Below are 19648 nucleotides of genomic sequence, written 5' to 3'. Positions count from 1 at the left end.
CCTGGCTGCCCCTTTTGAGGACGACGATGACCCGCTTCCGCCCATTCCTTCCCTTCATGGCCGTGTTGGCTCTGACACTGAGCGCCCAGGGGCAGGACCGGGTGGGAACGGCTTCGGAGGGAGCCACGCTGGTGGCCACCGGTCAGCGGGTGCGCCCAGCGGGGAAGGTGCTGGCTTTCCCGGGGCGTCCACTGGATCTGGCGCTGGCGCAGGATGGATCGACCCTGCTGGCAAAGACCGATGAAGGTGTTCTGGTGCTGGATCCGGGAGCCTGGACCCTGCGTCAAAGCCTGCCCTACGCGCCCAAGGACAGTGCCTCCATGCATGGCTTGGCCCTGGCGCCCGATGGCCGCAGCGCCTGGGTCAGCACCGGCAACGGCTTCCTGGCCGAGCTTCGGCTCAGGGGCCAGGTCTGGTCTTGGGGCCGCCGCATCGGCTTGCCTTCCAAGGACAAGGGATCCGCCTATCCCTGCGGATTGGCCCTGAGCGCCGATGGACGCATGGCCTATGTCGCCCTTTCACGCGCCAACGCGCTGGCGGTGGTGGATCTGGTCGAGGGTCGCCTGCAATCGCAGATCTCCGTGGGCGTGGCGCCCTACGCCGTGGCCCTGAGCGCAGATGGAGCCAGGGCCTACGTCTCCAACTGGGGAGGCCGGTTGCCACGAGCCGGAGAGCGGAGCATGGCCTCCTCCGGAACGCCGGTGCTGGTGGATGGCGGCGGCCTTCCCGCCAGCGGCACCGTGAGCCAGGTGGACGTCGCCGCGGGCAAGGTGGTGGCTGAAGTCGAGGTGGGCCTGCATCCTGCGCAGATCCTCCTGGATGAGGCGCGGGGCCGCATCTTCGTGGCCAATGCCAATTCAGACAGCGTGTCCATTCTGGGCATGGCGGATGTCAAGGTGCGGGAAACCGTCTCTCTCCGCCCCGACCCGGCCTTGCCGTTCGGCAGTCTGCCCAATGCCATGGCTCTGACGCCGGATGGTCAGAAACTCCTGGTTGCCAATGGCGGCAACAACGCCGTGGCCGTGGTGGAGCTGGCCAAGGCGGCGATGGTGGCCGGATTCATCCCCACAGGCTGGTTCCCGGCGGCGGTGGCCACCGATGGCAAGGCCCTCTTCATTGCCAATGCCAAGGGGGATGGTTCCCGGCAAGGTGAACCCGGCCACCGCAAGTGGGCCGTGGGATTGCAGCGCGGCAGCCTTCAGAAGGTGGCCCTGCCCACCCCGGCCGAATTGAAGGCATATTCGGCGGATGCTGCTGCCCTCAGCCTGGAACCCCAGGCCCTGCGCAGCCTGGAGCGGGGGCGGCGGGGCCTGAAGCCCCGGCCGGTGCCTGCGCGGGTGGGTGAGCCCTCGGTGTTCAAGCATGTGGTCTACGTGCTGAAGGAGAACCGCACCTATGACCAGGTGTTCGGAGATTTGAAGCAGGCCAACGGCGATCCCGATCTTTGCATCTACGGCCGGGACATCACGCCCAACCACCATGCCCTGGCCGAGGGGTTTGTGCTGCTGGACAACTACTACTGCAACGGCATCGTCTCCGCAGATGGCCACCAGTGGGCCACCCAGGGCATCACCAGCGACTACCAGGAGAAGGCCTTCGGGGAGTGGGCGCGCAGCTACGATTTCGGCACCGATCCCCTGGCCTTCGCGCCCACGCCCTTTCTGTGGGACCAGGCGCTTCTGCGGGGCCTCAGCTTCCGTAACTACGGAGAATTCGATTTCCCCACGGCTTCCCCGAAGGTCACCTGGGATGATTTCCGGCAGAGCGGGGCAGGGGCGACTTTCCAGCAGAGCATCTCCCTCGAGGCCCTTCGTCCCTACACATCGCCCACGTTCCCCGGGTGGGAAATGCGGATTCCCGATCAGGTGCGGGTGGATGCCTTCCTGAAGGAATTCCGCGAGGCCGAGGCCAGCGGCCAGTGGCCGAACCTCATCTTTGTCTATCTGCCCCAGGATCACACCCGCGGTACTGCGCCCGGGGCACCCACTCCCCGCGCCCACTTGGCCGACAACGATCTGGCTTTGGGCCGCCTGGTCGAGGCCATTTCCAAGAGCCGCTTCTGGAAGGACACCTGCATCTTCGTGAACGAGGATGACCCCCAGGATGGCTTCGATCACGTGGACGGCCACCGCTCCCTATGCCTGGTGATCAGTCCCTACACCAAGCGGGGCAAGGTGGTATCGCGCTTCTACAACCAGACCTCCGTCCTCCACACGATGGAGCTCATGCTGGGCCTGCCGCCCATGAACCAGTTGGATGGGGCCGCTCCAGCCATGCAGGCCTGTTTCACCGCCAAGCCGGATTTCCGCCCCTTCCAGGCCCTTCCCAATCGGGTTCCGCTGGAAGAAAAGAATCCCAGCGGGCCGGCCATCTCCATGGATTTCAGCCGACCTGACCGCATCGACGACAACGCCCTGAATCGCGTGCTTTGGATGGCGGAGAAGGGCGCCGCGCCCTACCCGGCCCACCTCGCTGGAGGCCATGGGAAGGGGCTGAAACGCCTGGGCCTGAAATTGGATACCCAGTCGGCGACCGAAGACGACGACTGACACTGCAGTGCTCACCCTTTTCGAGGAGTCGACCAAGATGTGCCTGAAGATTCCGCTCCGCTTCGCCCTTCCACTGGCTTTGCTCACGTTCGCCCCTGCGTTCCTGGCGGCCCAGGATCTCATCCCGCTGCCTTCCCAGATGAAGGTCTCCGGCGGACGCGTGGCTCTGGGGCCTGCCACCCGGCTGGTGGCCACTGGGGCTGCGCGCCCCGTGGCGGAGCGGCTCCGGGCCTACCTGGAGCCCGCCACTGGCCTGCCGCTCGCCATTCAAGAACAAGGCCGTCACGATGCCATCCTGCTGACCTTGGATCCCAAGGCCGAGGCCCTCGGCGCTGAGGGCTACCGCCTGGAGGCGGCCGGTGACCGCATCGACATCCGCGCCTACAAACCAGCAGGTCTCTTCTACGGCATTCAGACCCTGCGCCAACTGCTCGGCAGTGACGCGTTCCGGCAGGCCAGGGTCGCCGGTGTGTCCTGGTCTGTTCCCGCCTGTGTGATCGAGGACCGGCCCCGGTTCTCTTGGCGCGGCAGCCACCTCGATGTGGGCCGCCATTTCCTGCCCAAGGATTTCATCAAGAAGCACCTGGACCTCATGGCCCTGCACAAGCTCAACGTCTTCCACTGGCACCTCACCGAGGACCAGGGCTGGCGTCTGGAGATCAAGAAATACCCGAAGCTCACCGAAGTGGGCGCCTGGCGCAAGGAAACGGTCCTGCCCATTTATGCGCGGGCCGATTTCCCCAGCCAGCGGCTGTTCGACGGCCTGCCGCACGGTGGTTTCTACACCCAGGAAGATGTGAAGGAAATCGTCGCCTACGCGGCGGATCGGTTCATCACGGTGGTTCCCGAGATCGAGATGCCCGGGCATAGCACCGCGGCCATCGCCGCCTATCCAGAGCTGGGGAACTTCCCCGACCACAAGGTGGAGGTCGGAACCGCCTGGGGCGTCTTCCGTTCGACCTATGGGGTGGAGGATTCCAACATCCAGTTCTTGAAGGATGTGCTTGATGAAGTGATGGCGATCTTTCCTTCTGCCACCATCCACATCGGAGGCGATGAGTGTCCCAAATCCGAATGGGCCAAGAGCGAGCGGGCGTTGGCCCGGATGAAGCGGGAAGGCATCGTGCCGACCGCCACCACGCTGACCGACCTTCAGAATTACCGCAACGAGAAGGGTGAGCCCGCTGAGCATCCCGCCCTCCACAAACTCCAGGCCTGGTTCATTCGGCAATTCGACAGCTACCTGGCCTCCAAGGGCCGAAGGCTCATGGGCTGGTCCGAGATTTTGGAAGGAGGCCTGGCGCCAAACGCCGCCGTGATGAGCTGGCTGGGCGAGGATGCGGGCATCGAAGGCGCCAAGGCGGGGCATGACGTGGTGATGGCACCTGAAAGCCACACGTACTTCGACTACTACCAGTCCAAAGGGAACGAGCCCATGGCCATCGGGGGGTTCACGCCCCTTGAAAAGGCCTACGGGTACGACCCCATGCCGACGGGCCTGAACGCCGCCCAGCAGAGCCACATCCTCGGTGTGCAGGGGCAGCTGTGGACCGAATTCATCGCCACGCCGGCCAAGGTGGAGTACATGGCCTGGCCCCGCCTGGCAGCCCTGGCGGAAGTGGGCTGGAGCCCCCGGGAAAAGCGCGATTTCCGCGAATTCCAGGGGCGCCTCAAGACCCACCTGAAACGCCTGGATGTCCTGACCGTCAACTACCGCCCCCTGGACGGGGCCAAGTCGCTTCCCCGTTGAACCATTCTTCTGTGGGCTTCTTTCCGAGGTATTCATGAAACGCCTTCTCACCCTTCTCTGCACCCTGGTGCTTGCGGCTGGACCTGGTTCCGCGAAGGCGCCCAAGGCTGCGCCCTTTGCGATCCAGGGGGAACGGTTCCTGGTCGACGGCAAGCCCTTCATCGTGCGCAGCGGGGAGATGCACTACCCCCGCGTGCCTCGCGCCTTCTGGCGTGACCGCATGAAGAAGATGCGGGCCATGGGGCTGAACACGCTCTGCACCTACGTCTTCTGGAACCTGCACGAGCCCGAGCCGGGCCGCTTCGATTTCAGCGGCGACCTCGACCTGGCAGCCTACCTGCGCACGGCGCAGGAGGAGGGTCTGAAGGTGATCCTCCGGCCCGGGCCGTACATCTGCACCGAGTGGGAGTTCGGCGGCCTGCCTGGCTGGCTGGTGAAGGAGGCGGACATGAAGGTCCGCACGGCGGATCCCCGTTTCCTGGCCGCAGCCGCCAAATACCTCAAGCGCGTGGGCCAGGAAGTGGACGCGCTCCAGGCGGATCGCGGCGGCCCCATCGTCATGGTGCAGGTGGAAAACGAGTACGGCTCCTTCGGCAAGGACATGGCCTACAAGCAGGCCATCCGCCAGGCCATGGTGGACGCGGGCTTCCGTGCGCAGTTCTACACCAGTGACGGCCCTGGCCAGGACATGCTGGCGGGCGGCACCTTCCCGGACCTGCTGCCCACGGTGAACTTCGGGGCCGGTCCCGAATGCGCCGAAGCCTTCGCGGAGCTGGACAAGTTCCGCAAGGGCATTCCCAAGATGTGCGGTGAATACTGGGCCGGGTGGTTCGACCACTACGGCAAGGCCCATCACACCACCGACCCCAAGGAGGGCGCCGAGGGCGTCACCTGGATGCTGCAGCGGGGCATCAGCTTCAACCTCTACATGTTCCACGGCGGCACGAATTTCGGCTTCATGAACGGTGCCAACTGGACGGGCCGCTACGCCCCCGACACCACCAGCTACGACTACGACGTGATGCTGGACGAGGCAGGCCGACCCACGCCCAAATTCTTCGCCTACCGCGAGGCCATCCAGCCCTTCCTGGCCAAGGGCGAAAAGCTGCCGGAGCTGCCCGCACCACAGCCTCTGATCGAGATACCCGCCATCCGATTCACCGAGAGTGCGGCGCTTTCCCAGCTGCTCAAGGCACCGGTGCACGCCGAAGCGCCTTTGGCGATGGAAGCCCTGGGGCAAAGCTACGGGTATGTGCTCTACCGTCACGCGGTGTCCGAGACCTCTCGCGAAGTACTGGAGGTGAAGGATGTCCGCGATTACGCGGTGGTGCTGCAGGGCGCTCGGCGCATCGGCAGCCTGGACAGGCGCCTGCGGCAGAGCTGCCTGGATGTGGATGTGAAGGCTGGTGAAACGCTGGACATCCTGGTGGAGAACACCGGGCGCATCAACTTCGACAAGGCCATGCTGGAGGAGCGCAAGGGCATTCTGGGGGCCGTGACGCTGGGCGGCAAGGCGCTGAAGGGGTGGGACTGCTACAGCCTGCCTCTGTCAGATCTCAGTGGCCTTCGCTTCCAGGCTGGTGAAGTGACCGCGCCCGCTTTCCACCGGGCCACCTTCGACCTGACCAATGTGGGTGATACCTTCCTGGATCTGCGCGGCTGGGGCAAGGGGCAGGTCTTCGTCAATGGCCGGAACCTGGGCCGCCATTGGAACCTGGGGCCCATGGACACCCTCTACTGCCCTGCCACCTACCTGCAGGCGGGTCGCAACGAAGTGATCGTGCTCGAGCTGGAACCCGCCTCTCAGCGTGAGATCCGGGGGCTTAAAAACCCGGTGCTCAGTCAGGGGCTTGGGCGGTAGTTCGTGATCCGAGCCAGGCATTGAAGGAAAGAAGGCGGCTTTGAAATTAACGATCGGTTCAAGTGTCGCCATCTGACGACGATAAAGTTGGGTATGACGAAAGTCTTGATCATTGATGACAGCCAGATGATGCGCCTCTACCTCCGCCGCTGCCTTGAGAAGGGCGGCTACGAGGTAGAGGATTGGATGCCGCTTTCGGCCATGGAAATCCCTGACCGCCTCCGGGACACAGCGCCCGATCTCGTCCTGACCGACTACGCCATGACAGGCTGCAACGGCGCCACCGTGGCCCGCATGGCGCATAAGGCGGCTCCTGACCTGCCCGTGGTGGTGCTCACCGCCTTCACCGATGAGGACATGGAGGCCAACCTCTTGAGGCTGGGGGCGCGAGCCGTCCTGCATAAACCCATCACCCCTGAGCAGCTGAATCAGGCGATTCAGGAGGTGCTGGAGCGGAGCGCGGAAGAGGTGGGGGCCTGACGAGGGCGACAGCCTGAAACGACGTGGTATCGCGCAGAGATGCACGGGCGGATTGGGACCAGGCGCGGTCGAGCCGTGCCCGGTCCTATTTCGTTCTGAGATCCCCGCAACGCATGCGTTGCGGGGGCGGGTGGGTGGTTGTTGTTGTTGGTGGTGGTGGTGGTGGTGAGGATTTGAATTCAAAAGATAAGGAACACCACCAAGGCGCCAAGACACCAAGAAAAACCAGAGCCGCTATTCATGCGGTTCTTGGTGCCTTGGTGTCTTGGTGGTGAAGGTCATTTTCGATTGAATTGGACGAAACTCAGGATGAATCGAACTGGTCCGGCTTTGCCGTCCCCGGTCTCGCTCCCGGCCCTCCCCCGGAGGGCCTTCGCGATCCCACTCGTCCTTAGATCCCCGCAACGCATGCGTTGCGGGGGCTGGTTCGATTCCGGGCAATAACGAACATCGGGGCCGGTTTTTAGATTCCGGCTCCGATGTTCGTGGTTGGTGCACCCGACTGGAATCGAACCAGCGACCTTTGGCTTCGGAGGCCAACGCTCTATCCAACTGAGCTACGGGTACTATTGGACTTAGGTGTTCACTTCTTGTCTTTGCCAGGACTTTTGCCAGGTTTCGGTTTCCCTTTCCTGACTGCCCTGCTCTTCGAGTCTACCTCGAAGCCCATGCTTTTCGCCACCGCGGCAGCGGCCTCGCGCAGGCCCACCAAGCTGTCTTCCACGTAGATCATGGTGGTTTTGATGTCGGAGTGGCCGAGCATTCGCTGAACCTTGGGAAGTGCGGTGCCCGCTTCTACGTGAAGTGTCGCAAACGTAGCCCTCAAACGATGGGGGCTCAGGTCCGCGATTCCGACCTTCCGGCCAGCTCTATCGATGGCCTTCCGCGTATAGCCGAACCTGTGGGGTTCTCCGTCCTCCGAGGGGAACATCCAGCCCTCGATCTTCTTGGCCTTCAGTGGCTTCAAATATGCCGCCAACCAATCGGGAACAGGGAGCACGGGCGACTTGCCTGATTTGGTCTTCGCTGGACGGTAGGTCTGCGCGCGTAAATCCAGGTGCTCCCAGCGCGCCGCCAGGGCCTCGCTTTCGCGAAGGCCAAGGCCGACCATCAGCCGAATGATTCCGCAGACATTCGGGTTCCTGGAGCGGTCGATTTCGGACAGAAATTTGCCAATGATTTCCGCGGGCAAAACTGGTCGGGGATTGCGCTGAACCTGAAGCGCTTCGACTTCGTAGGGCAGGGCCACGATTATTCGCCGCTTGATGGCGTGGCGTACGATGGTCTTGAGCACCTTGAGCAGGCTGTTGGAGCCGCCCTTCGAGCCCCCGTCTGTGATGTATTTCGCCCTCACTTTTTCCACGACATCTGTGGTGAGTTTGTTTAGAGGAAGTTTTCCTAGTTGGGGCTGGATGTGAAGCCGCCACCACGAGTCGAAGCTCTTTAGATGTCTCTCAGAAAAGATTGGCTTTACGGACTCAAGCCAGTCGTCATGGATCTGATCGAGAGAGGGTAGGGAAAGGGGTGAAAGTGCACCACGTTTTGCCTTGTCGCGAAGGTCGGTTTTCAGTGCCTCAAGAAACGCCTTCGCGTCGCGCCATGAAGTGCACCTCGTTGAGCCGTGATACGTCTCGCTTTTGAATTCGAACTTGTAGTACCAAATCTCGCCATCTTTGTTCTTGTGGAGCCTTAGCCCATCTACATACCCACTCACAGACGAACCCCTGACCACTCGGCCCGCCCGAGGATACGGAATGCATCTGGAGTTGTGATTTCGTTGCGTGGTTCAGCACCAATCGTGGAGAGAACGACTCCTGAATCTGTCGCCTGGATTCGACGCAGGAGAATTCTGCCCGCACTACTCACAACCCAGACTGAATCAGGATTCAATGCCAACGCTGTTTCGGGCTCGTAAACAGGCGCCGCAAGAACGGGCTGCCCGACTTGAACAATTGGCGAAGCCGTTCGATCGGTGCAGACCCAAGAAATTCCACCTCCGCCGAGGCCAATCGAATTGGCCCAGTCGGGGTCGACAGAGAGCACTGTGCCGGCCCCCAGGGCGGTGAGAACTACCGCAGTAGGTGGGACATCTTCTACCGCTAGGTCAATTGCTTCGGCCAATTCGGAGGCGCGTGGAGGCCCTGCTGGTGATGACACCTGGACCACCGGGCCAACGCGTTTCGGCGCGTCCCCGTCTCCTGTTCTGAGCCAGGTGGGGTCAACGCCACAACCTTCTGCCAGCCGCACTACTTGGGCGGGATGAGGTTCTCGAATGCTCCTGGCCCAGTCGGAGAGGGCCTTGTGGCTGAGCCCAGACAGGGACGCTAGGCGGGCGAAACCACCAGCTAAATCCACGAGGATCTGGATGCGGGTGGGGAGACCTGGTTCTCGTGCGGCAGCAGTTCGCATGCCTAATTATAACCTTGTAAGCTGGTATAAAGCCCAATCCGTGCAAAAGCTCTATTTAGGTGTTTAAAAGGCATGAGTGACAATAATCACTCATCTTGTTGTTCTTTTGGGTTATATTTAGGCATGGAGGGATCATGATTGGCTTGACCCGTGCCCAGCTCTTCGTTGCCATTCAGACTGAATACCCCGGAGGGGTTGGCCACGCGACTTTCGCCGAGATCGTGAAGCGATGCCCGTACATCGAGGTGCCAGGCCGAGCCTGGCGACTCTACGACCTGGGCGTCGTGGTCACATGGCTGAAGTCGCAGATTAGGTTTCCTGCGGTCGAATCGCCGCTTCCACTGGCGCCGCAGCCTGGAGAGAGCTTGCATCGCCAACGGGGACGCCCCAAAAAGTTGGTCCTTTCGGCCTAGCGAACAGCCCCGGCGTTTGCCAGGGCTGTGATTTTGAACTGTGTGCCCAACCCGTTTGCAGCGAATTGGGCGCCCCCGCGAAACCGTTGCGAACCCGAGGACATGGCCATGGGCCACCAGAAGAGTATAGACGCCGAGGCCGACAGCGGCGAGGGCAATACCAAGTGGGACATTTTCGAGGCCGGGGCGGTGTGGGCTATCGCCGAAGTTGTCGCGTGGATGCAGCGGCTGGATAGCCCCGCCCTTGCGCTGGGCGTATCGGCGGGGCTCGCCCGGAAGGCGAAGGGCGCAGAGACGACCTTCCGTTTGGGGATCTCACAGATGGCCGAAGCGGCCGGACAAGAGGCAGACGCGATTCGGAAGGCGGTGCGAACGAAGGTCAGGGAGTTAGCCGACGAATACGAGGTGGCACCAGGCATGCTGCCTTTGCCGCTCCCCCTCGCGGAGGGCCTGTCCTTGGTCACCCGTGGAAAGAAGGGGCGTCGGTTGCAGGGCGAGGTGGAGGCGCGTGCTCTGACCCCCCTGCCGCCGATCATGCAAAACAGGCCCGAGGCATGTTTTGGTGAGCGAGAAAACAAGCCTGACGCCCGTTTGCCACGGAGTGAAAACGAGCCCAAGACCCGTTTTAGTGCGCAAGAAAACGAGCCTCAGGCTTGTTCTGCGGACGAAAACGAGCCTGAGGCCCACCACCCTTATTTCAGTACTCAAACCCAATCGTACGTACCCACCCCACCTACCCAGGTGGGTAAGGAAGGTGGGTTTTCAGAGGAACAGATTTCCCTTCTGGCGCTGCTGAGTGCGGCCGATTGCCCTAGTCCCAAGGCAGAGGCTGCTGTTCAGGGCAAGCTGGCTGGTCGGGGAGAGACCCTGCGGTGGGTCGCAAACCGATTCGAGGACCTCCTCCGGGTGGTTGCGAACGACAAAGAAGGGTTCCTGTATCCAGAGCAGGTGCTCGCTCACCGAATCAAGGTGGGAACCGTTGTCGGAATGCTGTCGAGGTTGCCAAAGCTTGCACCCGATCAACCACAGGAGCCCAAGGTGGTGCCTTTCACCCCGCGGGTGTCCATTGGCCCCCCCGTGACTCCTACGGCTGACAGGGAGGCCCAGAGGGCCTGGGAAGGCGTCCGAGAGGCCCTTACCGACCTCATGTACGAGGACAGCTTCAACACCTGGATCGCCCCCCTCAAACCACTGGGCTTCCGGGAGTGTGTCAATACGCCCGTCCTGGTGGTTGGCACCGTGAACGGATACCACCGCAATTGGATTGAATGCTCCCTCACAGACGAGTGGAACGCGGCCATTGCGGCTGCAGGAGTGCCTGGGCTGCGCATTGACATTGAGATCGATGAAAACGAAATATCGCGAAACGTAGCGCTTTAGGGACGGAGACGAAGATGCGCGTATCTAAACCATCAAGAATCGAGCGGAAAGACAAGCCTTCGAAGAAGCATCGTGGTGACATCGAGATTTCAGTTTTCCGTATCTCACGAGGAATGACTCCAGGCGAAGCCGAAAGAGTAACCGCCGAATTGCGCGAAGAGCTAACCATGACGGGCATTCGCATCGTTCGCGTACCTAAAATTTTACGACCAGATATGACAATAATTGCGCTTCATTGGGTTCGGCGTGCCGATGAGTTGATTACGGCCAGGGTTGTCCAGGAGACCCGCCATCACTCACTCTTCGTCGCCTAACCTAAGGAGCCCGGATGTTCCTTGTAAACAACGTTGTGCCGCTGGAAACCAGTGAGAGAGTCCACCGCACCGCACCGCGCTTCGGGCTTGTCAGGAGTACCTCCTGGTGCGAAACCTCGATGTCGCGGTGCTCACTGCGTTCGACCTGTCCGAATTGCTCGATGACGAAGGGGTCAATGTCTCCCCGACCCGCGTGCGAAGCCACATGGCGAGCCTTGTGGCCGAGCGGCCAGACCTGGTCTCGCGTGTCACCGGGCGATGGGCCTGGGTGGTGAAACTCGCGGGTTATCCCGATCTTGCGTCGTAGGGGTGGGGATGAAAAACCCGGATGAAGCAGGCCGCCCATCGTCATCGTGGGGTGTCGCCGCTGATGGTTCAAAAATTCAGATCCGCTGGGATACGTTGTGCCGAGAGGGAGAGACTCCATCCGGCGAGATTCTCGTCGTCCAGCGCATCCCGCCGCGGGTGAGGTCGTGATGGTTGCCATCCCTACAGAGGTGGTCGCTGGCGCCTTACGTTTAGCCCCAGCCAGCCCTGGCGAGTCCCTCGACTATCTGGCCAGTGTCGGGGTGATTACCCTTACCCGTTTTGCCTGGTTGGCCGGGAGGGTGCGCCTCCAGACCCCCGGCTGGAACATGTCCTGTGACATCGATCTCCCACGGCATACCGAGAGCCTTGGAAGGCGGCTAGGGCTTGATCTACAGGCAACCCTTCGCCTTGCTGTTGTGGTCGGGGCGGCGTCTCTTGGGCTAGTTGCATTCTCCCCACCGAAGGAGGCCAGGCACGATCTCGGTCTATATTCCTGCCAAACCAGTCGCAACGAGGCGCGTCGATGAAGGTCCCCTCACCCCCACTCGCCGAAGCACAAGCCTTCACCATTCGTGGGGGAACGCACTCACGGGCGTGACCACGAAAAAGCCCCTCGCGTGGAGGGGCTCTTCGATTGCTTATTTTCGACGAACAGCGGGCGCTACTCCCTGATTTCGAGCCTCGCAATGACACCATCCTTATGGTGAATCTTCACCTTCAGACCAGTTCGAATCGGACCACCCTGCTTCTGGGTCTGATGAAATCCAGGGCTTTCGATGTAATCCGAGTAGTCGAACTTCACGCCATTGACATAGAAGTATTCGTGGTAAATCTCGCCTGGCGTGACGGGATGAAAGCCTTCAACAACGCCCTCCACTACCTGGCATCTTCCCGAGATCAGGTCTTCCCGCAATGTTGCGTAAGCGCTGTGTGTGTCACGCCATGCTAGAGATGTCCAATAGATACCGAATGCAATAACAACAAACAGCAACCAATCATACCAATTCAGTCTAAAAGGCTTTTTTTTAAGCATCATTGCAACAACTAGTATTGCTACAGCAAGCAGCGTTGAGAGGAGCCCAGCGCGGGCATATCCCCATTGTTGATAGCCTGCTTGCGCTACATCGAACACCACTTTGTATTCCAAGCATGCCTCCAATACCTTGCTATCGAACAAGGATCTCACTTAACTCTTGAAGTAGAGCGCTGATTAAGAGATCTATTTACACCGCCGTGTTACTGAAGTGGTGGTTGTGTAGTGATGAACACCAAAACCGACTCCTCTGTTCGCCATTCCGTATTGAAATACCCATGAACCATCTGTGTTTCGGGAGAATGAGAACCCGAGGGGACCTATAGCAACATCGGTGGTTCTACTCGGACCATTCAACGGATTGGCACCTTTAGCATTTGTAAACCAAAGCCCACCGCCTACCCCAGCATTTGCACCCCACCCCCAATCTCCACGGCTTTGAGCATCTACAGCTGTAGTGCTGCCTGAACTACTGAAAGTAAGCCGTTCCCCACTCACGGCGCCAATCCCGTTACTGAAGGAGCCTGCACCTATTGGAGCAACGATGGACAACTCAGCGGCACCTCCGTAGAAGAATCCAGAACCGGTGATCAGACTATTGTCTGTAGTGCCGCTTGGTTGACAGTCATTCGGTTTCGAAGATTGCTGCTGACCACCTTGCCCTCCTCCCCTGCTTGGATTGGAAGCTCCGGGGTCCGGATACCAACCCGCAGGAGGGATATTAACGGTAGGTGTGTCTCCGGGCATCTTGTCGATCACCTCGACAATGGTACCTGGCATGTCATCTCCCCCACTGCGCCCAAATAGCTGATTCCAAATTCTTAAAAAAAAACCAGAATCCCCACTCGGATCCGTCCCCATGAACGGACTCCCACCCAAATACGCCCTCTGATTCCAAGTGCTAGGGTCCACGCCTTGGTCGCTGTTCACGAAGGCGTGCCAGGCGGGGCTGTAGTAGCGTCCGCGCATGTAGATGAGGCCTGAGGCATCGGTTTGGATGTGGCCGGTGTAGCCCGTGAGGGGCACGTAGCTGCCCGTGCGCGAAAGCAGCTCGCCGTAGGGCCCATAGGCCTGCGTGGCCTCCACCGTTCCGATGAGTCCCGCATCCCAGGTGCCGTTTCCTCGCGTGATCAATCGTGGGCTACCCAGATGGTCACTGTGGAGTTCGTGCACACCAGTGGCATCGATTTCAGCAATGGCTTGGGAGCCGAGGTAGATGGCCTCACGCCAGGCTCCGGCTGATGTGTAGGCGTTGAGAACATCATTTGGCTGACCAGAGGTTGACCAGTTGGCCAAACCATTCTCAAAACCTTCCTGAAGAATCACCCCCCTCTGAGTGGACACCACCATGACATCGTCGTAGATCACGCTATCTGCATTGGTCACTTCGCCAGTTGTGCTCGAAAAATTATCTCCATAGATAAATAACGCCATTCCATCTGAGGCCGTCATTGCTCGAGTAAGTGTGTGGGTCAGTGTGATGGACTGCCAATTCCCGTTGCCAACAACAGCTTGCTGCACGTAATTGTCATAGGCATTTGTTCCACCCGTATTACCAAGGAACATCACTCCTGAAACGCCTGGCCGCGCATTGAACCACACCGTTGCACTAACTGTATCCCCAGCATCGAAGCTGCCAACAGATCGAGCAATTGCGGAGAGCGTTCCGGTTTTATGCCAAACCCGAACTGCCTTCTTCCCACTGTGAGCCGTGGCGGTTGGACCAGCGATTCCGCCGTCGGCTTGCACGGAAGTCCCGCCTCCGCCCAAACCATTACCAGGTTTCAACTCACCAACAAGTAAACCTGTCTGGGTATATGCATATTTACGATTGTCCCCGTTGTTCAACGAATCAGCAAGGCTCACCCGCATGCCCGAAGGCGCGTACAGGTAGCTCTGGTTCCCTCCACCCCAAACCACGGAGGACAGCGAACCCAAGCCATCCCAGCCAAGGCCCAGAGCGGTGCCGCTTGAGGTGGCCGTGCCAACTTGGGTGGCTTCTCCTCGCAGGTTGGTGTTCCACCCTGTCAGGGCCCCATTGCTTTCCATCCCTGGAATTTGATTATTGGCCAAGGGGTTGAAGTTGAAATTGTTGAAGGTCGGCGGAACGGGCGCGCCATTGGAGGTGGCGAGGTGAGAGGTGGCATTCCCGTAGCCATCATAGGTATGAGCAGTCTTGATGCCGAAGCCATCGGCCTCGGTCACACGGCCCGCGTTGTCGTGGGTCAGACTCCATTCCCCAGCCGTCTTCAGGATGTTCGTGGCGTCGTCGTAGGCGTAGCTGCGGCCATCGGGCCCGCCTCCGACATAGCCGATATTCCAGGACTTCAACCTTGCCCCAGTGAGATCGGCATCCCATTGGTCCTGAGCCCCTGAAGCAAATTGGGTCTGGTACCGATTTCCCCATTCATCGAAGTTGATGTTGTTCACCAACGGTGTGCCGTTGTTTGAGATGCTGATCACCCGGCCCAGGCCATCGTACCCATAGCCCACTACCCGTCCGCTGGGATAGGTTAAGGCCGTTAGGCTGCCCGTGCTGGCATCGTAGTCGTAGCCAATGGTGGTGGTGAGGCCCGGCTGAATGGTGCTTTCCGAACTCAGGCGGCCACCCACCCCCCCGTAGGTGAAAATTTGCTGAACCGTAGCACCACCCCGCATGCCGCGGGAGCTGGAGGTCAAGTTCACACCAATGTAGGTGTTGGACAGGCTTGTTTCCAGGTTCCCCATGGTCAGGACCCGGCCAAATCCATCAAAGGACAGGATTCGACTGCGAGCGTCACTGGTGCCATAGGCTTCTGTGATGCTGGTGGGCTGATTCAGTGCATTGAAATTTTGGTAGAGCTGGGTATTGGTCTCGGGCTCGATCTTGGAAGTCAGGCGCCCAAGGGCGTCGAAGGCCCAGCTCCGTACCTGGCTGCCGCCCGTCGTAGGCACCACGCTAAGGTTCGTCCGGTTTCCGAACTGATCATAGGTGGAGGTGGTCTGGGTGCCATCGGGCGAGGTGACCTTGACGGTTTGGCCAAAGGGATCGGTTAGGACGGTGGTTGCCGACCCGTTCGACAAGGTGGTGGTCACCTGGGAGTTGATTCCTGAAACGTCGTATGAGGTGGCGATGGCGGTTCCTGCCACCGGGGTATGGCTGGTGGGCCGATCAAGAGCATCGTAGGCCCAGCTTTCGTTTCGAGTTGTACCTGCCGAGGTGGTTTCACGCAGGCTGACCAGACGTCCGTAGACATCATAGGTTGAGGTTTGGACAATGCTGCGTCCGCTCCCATTGGGCTTGGTCAGCTTCTGAAGCCGATGGAATCCGTCGTAGACATACTTGGTTTCCAATCCATTGACCGTCACCGTCGTGGTCAGCTCATCGGGGTAGGCGTAGCTGATGGTGGGCGATCCTGGACGCGCCTTCGAGGTGACCCGTCCCCGGTCATCAAAGGCGAAGGTAGTGGTCACTCCGGCCGCATCGGTCTGGGTGGTGGCCCGGCCCCAGCTATCGAACCCGCCCATCGATTGGCTGATGGAGGTCCCGGGGGAAACAGTGTTGTCGGTGGTCGTCACAGAAGCCTGCGCGCCACTCACGGCATCATAGGCCATGGTTTGGGTGTTCGGACTGACAACCTCGGTGGTGCCTTCAAGGTGGTAGACATCGACACTGGAGGGGCGCCCCTGGGTGTCGTAGGCATAGGTGGAGCCGTGCCGACCCGTGGCCCCCGCGTCGAGGTAGCTCTTTTGCAATTGGAGCAAGGCCGGGCCCGAAGTCGGAGTATCCCACACTTGCTTCTGGGTGACCGTTGGCAGAGCCGTCACCCCATCGGGTTTGTAGCGTCCGGTTACGGATTGGGTCAGTTGCCTCCCCTCCAGCATGTCCCAACGTGTTCCGTAGGTATTCACGGTCTCCGAAACCTTGTAAGCCTTCCCGCTGACATCTGTCGCAGTCACTGCCTGCGAAGTGATTTGCAATTTTGAGCTGTTGTTCGCATAGCCAAGGGTGGTGGTAAGGGTGGGAGCGCCATTCCTGCTGATTGCAATGGACTCCACACCCGACAGCCCGGCATTCAAGCCCGCACCTTGTGCGGAATAGCTGTAGGTGGTGGTGCTCCATGTTTTCCCAGTGGTATCCATCAAAGCATCGGTTTGATAAACCCCATTGCCATTGTTCAGGCTATTCGTGGGGAAGGTATACAGGTGGTAGCGATCTGGGTTCGTCATCTGACTGGGATCCCACCAACCCTCGAGCTTGACGGTGGAAGGGTTTCCGAAGGTTCTCGTCCAACGCATTGAGCGCGCGATTTGGTTCCCGTCGACAGAATCAACCTGGGTGACTCCCCTGGTGCTGGGGGCATAGTTCGCATAGGTGAACTGGGTGGTCACGCTCATGGGGTCGGTGCAGGAAGCCAATTCCGCCGAGGCGCTGTCATAGCTGAAGGTCCAGGATTGGGTGGGAGCCTGTATATCCGCCTGTGGTGAATTGGGCGGAACTTGCTTTCCTGGCCCACTGGGGCTGGTCCAAATCGGTTGGGGGACGACGGCCGTAGGACCCACCTGGATTGACGTCGGCCTGCAGAAAGCTCCAACCAAACTTGGAACAAGCAAAAATCTTCGGGAAGCAATTTGCGAGAGGGCGTTTGCTGGGCTTGCGGATGACGGTCCTGGGTAGCCCCGAACCAGCAGACTCGGCGCATCCAGCCCCAGATAATCCAGCCGCAAAATATCCACCACGGATGTCGTTGACGAATGCTCGGCCCAGCGAAGGACTACCCCCTTTGAGCGCTGATTGGTCGCCGTCACACTCGAGATCGCAGTCAGAGTGCTGGGACTCCCAGCCGGAAAGCCAGAGGTGGTGCGACCCCAAGAGAAGGTCACATAGTGGCCAAAACGGTCCGCCCATAGCACAGGAACCCATGTGGCAAGGGCGGTGGCGAAGGCATAAACCCTCGCCCGATTCTTATCCATGACCACTTTGTAAGCTGGGTTGGGATCTCCAAACCCTGAGATCGAGAGCCCTTGAACAATCGATTGATAGGTCGCTCCAAGACCATCGACCGTGGTGGAGTAGGATAGGTAGCGCGCTGTTGGGTCCACCAAGGCGGTGGAGGTGCTTACGGCCCTAAATCCATAGGCCTGTGGAAGGTTCAAGGTCGTACCCAGTTCTGAATGGGTGGAGAAAGGCGTCCAGTCGCGATCTGGGATTTGAGAGCCGTCTTCGAGAACTGTGATGCCTTCAATCTCATGTCCCAGAAATGGGCCGTCTTCCTCGTTGCCTGCGGTGGCGCCCACCGTGGTTGGACTGGATATGTAACCGAAATGAATGGCGCCAACGACCGGACGGAGTAACTCATCAGACGTGCTGATTCTTCTGACAATGGTTCCATCTGGCCGGTAGATATATCGCCATGGACCTGCCACAACCTGCGAGAGAAAGGTCCCATTCATTCCAAAGGCCACAGGTACCGGCACCTCGCCAGGCACCACGGTCAAGGGGATGGCGAAAGTCAGGTTCCCGTTCTGGAGGGAGACATCCCAACCATTTCGGGTCATGTCTACCACGGGCGGCATGCGGGCATTGGCGGTGATTTGGGCCCGCAGGCTACATACTGCCAAAATCGCGCCCAACGCGAATCGAAGGATACGGCCAATGCTCATGTCGACTCCTCTAAGGTCCCGAGTTCTTGTCAGACCGTTGTTCTCTAGTCGCCGTAAGGCGCGTAGGAAGGGCTCACAACTTGCTCGGTTAACCAAAACATAAGGTAGGCCCCCCGCTATGCGGGGGCGACAGTCGGAGTTTGACAGCTACGGGAGTCCATCGCTGAACTGATCAGGTGAGCCGCCAAGCACACTTGAGGAGAACTGAGATGGACTTGTTTGAAAGTTTAAGTCACACAAGGTGGGAATGTAAGTATCACGTAGTGTTCGTGCCAAAACGAAGAAGGAAGGTGATGTATGGGAGGGTGAGAGAGCGATTGGGTGAAGTGTTCAGGCAGCTGGCTGGGCAGAAAGAAAGCAAAGTGCTGGAAGGGCACTTGCTGGCAGATCACGTACATATGTTGTTGGCGATTCCGCCGAAGTATGCCGTATCGCAGGTAGTGGGGTTTATGAAGGGTAAGAGCGCGATTTATCTGGCCCGTGTATATGGAGAAACGAAGAGGAACTTCACGGGTCAGCATTTCTGGGCGAGAGGATTTCTGGTGTCGACGGTAGGGAAGGACGAGCATCAGATACGGCAGTACATCCAGAACCAGGAACGCGAGGAAGAACGATTGGAGAAGCTGGAGCTTTGGCGCTAGGAGGCCACCGAGTAGGTGGCTCCAACCTTCGGGGCCGCGTTAGCGACCCCGTTTAGCCGCTTTGAGCGGCTCACATAATAAGGCCCCCGGCTTTGCCGGGGGATCGTTACCAGCAAGTGTGATCAGTCGCCTGAATAATCCTGGGATTTGGAATGCGGGGGGGGGTGGGCACTATACTGAGCCGGAATTACTGATGGCCCAGTCAGCAAAACAAACAAGTGAGACTATGAGTCAGCCTAGCCTCGATTGGAACCAGAACCTCCGAACGGTGTCGAAAGCACCGCTAAACGGTAGGCTCCAAACCAATATAGAGACACAACCTCAATAATCCATCATGCGATCAAGAATTAGAAACGGAGAGGGCCCACAACCAAAAGCCAGTGCCTGCAATGCCCATTTCCAATCGTTAGGTCTTCCCCAGTTGGCACATGTCGTTAGGTCCAATGAGGCAATTGATGGTTTCGCTGCGTGCGGTTTACCAAAGGAAGGATTAAGGCCCGCCCGGTATTGAGGGCTTTGCCCCGTTCGATATATCGAATCAGGGAAAAAGGAGAGAATTGGAATGCGGGGTAGTTGTGTGGGTTGAGTCAGAGGGCACTCCCCATCCAGTATTCTCTTTCTGGGTAGGGTATCCGCGACCATCGGGCGTCAGGTGAACCGCATCGCCACGATTCGGGTTGCAGCAGCGGCCGGAGCGCTATCCCTTGGTCTTGATGTTTGCCTCCTATGATCTCTGGCGGGAGGCGGTAAATCCCCGCAGGCGCGAAGACGCCGAGGACTTGAAGGCAGCCTCTCATGCCCCCACCATGGGGGCATGAATCGTCTTGAGGAGCTTCACGCCGTTGCCCGCACAGCAGTCGAGCGTG

Annotated in this window: 12 protein-coding genes and 1 tRNA gene; 8 read left to right on the top strand and 5 right to left on the bottom strand. The window is 59.7% G+C overall.

The window, feature by feature from the left end; genetic code table 11:
• The first annotated feature begins 26 nt into the window (after nt 1-26).
• The 4 genes from Q9293_RS13205 to Q9293_RS13190 all read left to right on the top strand — a co-directional run bounded on the left by Q9293_RS13205 (nt 27) and on the right by Q9293_RS13190 (nt 6640).
• Nucleotides 27-2549 (top strand): bifunctional YncE family protein/alkaline phosphatase family protein, encoded by a 2523-nt coding sequence (locus tag Q9293_RS13205; protein ID WP_306247236.1) that lies wholly within the window; start codon nt 27-29, stop codon nt 2547-2549.
• A gap of 37 nt (nt 2550-2586) precedes the next feature.
• Entirely contained in the window at nt 2587-4299 is a 1713-nt protein-coding gene (locus Q9293_RS13200; RefSeq protein ID WP_306247234.1) for a beta-N-acetylhexosaminidase, read from the top strand.
• Nucleotides 4300-4333: 34 nt separating this feature from the next.
• Nucleotides 4334-6160, top strand: coding sequence for a beta-galactosidase family protein (locus Q9293_RS13195; RefSeq protein WP_306247232.1), 1827 nt, complete (start codon nt 4334-4336; stop codon nt 6158-6160).
• A gap of 93 nt (nt 6161-6253) precedes the next feature.
• A complete protein-coding gene (locus Q9293_RS13190) occupies nt 6254-6640 on the top strand; it encodes a response regulator (RefSeq protein WP_306247230.1) in 387 nt (128 codons plus the stop codon).
• 490 nt (nt 6641-7130) lie between these two features.
• Here Q9293_RS13190 and Q9293_RS13185 read toward each other — a convergent pair.
• The 3 genes from Q9293_RS13185 to Q9293_RS18690 form a co-directional block, all read right to left on the bottom strand.
• Nucleotides 7131-7207 (bottom strand) — tRNA-Arg (locus Q9293_RS13185).
• Between the two features lie 16 nt (nt 7208-7223).
• Complete coding sequence (locus tag Q9293_RS13180) at nt 7224-8354, bottom strand: tyrosine-type recombinase/integrase (RefSeq protein ID WP_306247228.1); 1131 nt, start codon at nt 8352-8354, stop codon at nt 7224-7226.
• On the bottom strand, nt 8351-9049 hold the full coding sequence (locus tag Q9293_RS18690) for a helix-turn-helix domain-containing protein (RefSeq protein ID WP_372342159.1): 699 nt from the start codon (nt 9047-9049) through the stop codon (nt 8351-8353). The genes Q9293_RS13180 and Q9293_RS18690 overlap by 4 nt, the downstream gene beginning before the upstream one ends.
• 521 nt (nt 9050-9570) lie before the next feature.
• Between Q9293_RS18690 and Q9293_RS13175 the strand changes: the two genes are divergently transcribed.
• The 3 genes from Q9293_RS13175 to Q9293_RS13165 all read left to right on the top strand — a co-directional run bounded on the left by Q9293_RS13175 (nt 9571) and on the right by Q9293_RS13165 (nt 11463).
• Nucleotides 9571-10842 (top strand): DnaA N-terminal domain-containing protein, encoded by a 1272-nt coding sequence (locus Q9293_RS13175; RefSeq protein ID WP_306247225.1) that lies wholly within the window; start codon nt 9571-9573, stop codon nt 10840-10842.
• 14 nt (nt 10843-10856) lie between these two features.
• A complete protein-coding gene (locus Q9293_RS13170; protein WP_306247223.1) occupies nt 10857-11156 on the top strand; it encodes a hypothetical protein in 300 nt (99 codons plus the stop codon).
• Nucleotides 11157-11262: 106 nt separating this feature from the next.
• The gene (locus Q9293_RS13165; RefSeq protein WP_306247221.1) at nt 11263-11463 is read left to right on the top strand and encodes a hypothetical protein; all 201 of its coding nucleotides are present in this window, start codon (nt 11263-11265) and stop codon (nt 11461-11463) included.
• 663 nt (nt 11464-12126) lie between these two features.
• Here the strand turns inward: Q9293_RS13165 and Q9293_RS13160 are convergent.
• On the bottom strand, nt 12127-12612 hold the full coding sequence (locus Q9293_RS13160; protein WP_306247219.1) for a hypothetical protein: 486 nt from the start codon (nt 12610-12612) through the stop codon (nt 12127-12129).
• A 72-nt stretch (nt 12613-12684) separates the two neighbouring features.
• Nucleotides 12685-18141 (bottom strand): RHS repeat-associated core domain-containing protein, encoded by a 5457-nt coding sequence (locus tag Q9293_RS13155; protein ID WP_306247217.1) that lies wholly within the window; start codon nt 18139-18141, stop codon nt 12685-12687.
• Nucleotides 18142-18350: 209 nt separating this feature from the next.
• Here Q9293_RS13155 and tnpA point away from each other — a divergent pair, with 209 nt between their 5' ends.
• A complete protein-coding gene (gene tnpA / locus Q9293_RS13150) occupies nt 18351-18782 on the top strand; it encodes an IS200/IS605 family transposase (RefSeq protein WP_306246724.1) in 432 nt (143 codons plus the stop codon).
• Nucleotides 18783-19648 lie beyond the last annotated feature (866 nt).

Origin of the sequence: Geothrix sp. PMB-07 (assembly GCF_030758935.1) — a bacterium.
Classification (GTDB): Bacteria; Acidobacteriota; Holophagae; order Holophagales; family Holophagaceae; genus Geothrix.
This window is presented reverse-complemented; position numbering and strand designations above follow the sequence as displayed.

Coding starts and splice junctions, on each gene's coding strand:
- Q9293_RS13205 (WP_306247236.1), top strand. CDS start 27: ATGACCCGCTTCCGCCCATTCCTTCCCTTCATGGCCGTGTTGGCTCTG.
- Q9293_RS13200 (WP_306247234.1), top strand. CDS start 2,587: ATGTGCCTGAAGATTCCGCTCCGCTTCGCCCTTCCACTGGCTTTGCTC.
- Q9293_RS13195 (WP_306247232.1), top strand. CDS start 4,334: ATGAAACGCCTTCTCACCCTTCTCTGCACCCTGGTGCTTGCGGCTGGA.
- Q9293_RS13190 (WP_306247230.1), top strand. CDS start 6,254: ATGACGAAAGTCTTGATCATTGATGACAGCCAGATGATGCGCCTCTAC.
- Q9293_RS18690 (WP_372342159.1), bottom strand. CDS start 9,049: ATGCGAACTGCTGCCGCACGAGAACCAGGTCTCCCCACCCGCATCCAG.
- Q9293_RS13175 (WP_306247225.1), top strand. CDS start 9,571: ATGGGCCACCAGAAGAGTATAGACGCCGAGGCCGACAGCGGCGAGGGC.
- Q9293_RS13170 (WP_306247223.1), top strand. CDS start 10,857: ATGCGCGTATCTAAACCATCAAGAATCGAGCGGAAAGACAAGCCTTCG.
- Q9293_RS13155 (WP_306247217.1), bottom strand. CDS start 18,141: ATGAGCATTGGCCGTATCCTTCGATTCGCGTTGGGCGCGATTTTGGCA.
- tnpA (WP_306246724.1), top strand. CDS start 18,351: ATGGACTTGTTTGAAAGTTTAAGTCACACAAGGTGGGAATGTAAGTAT.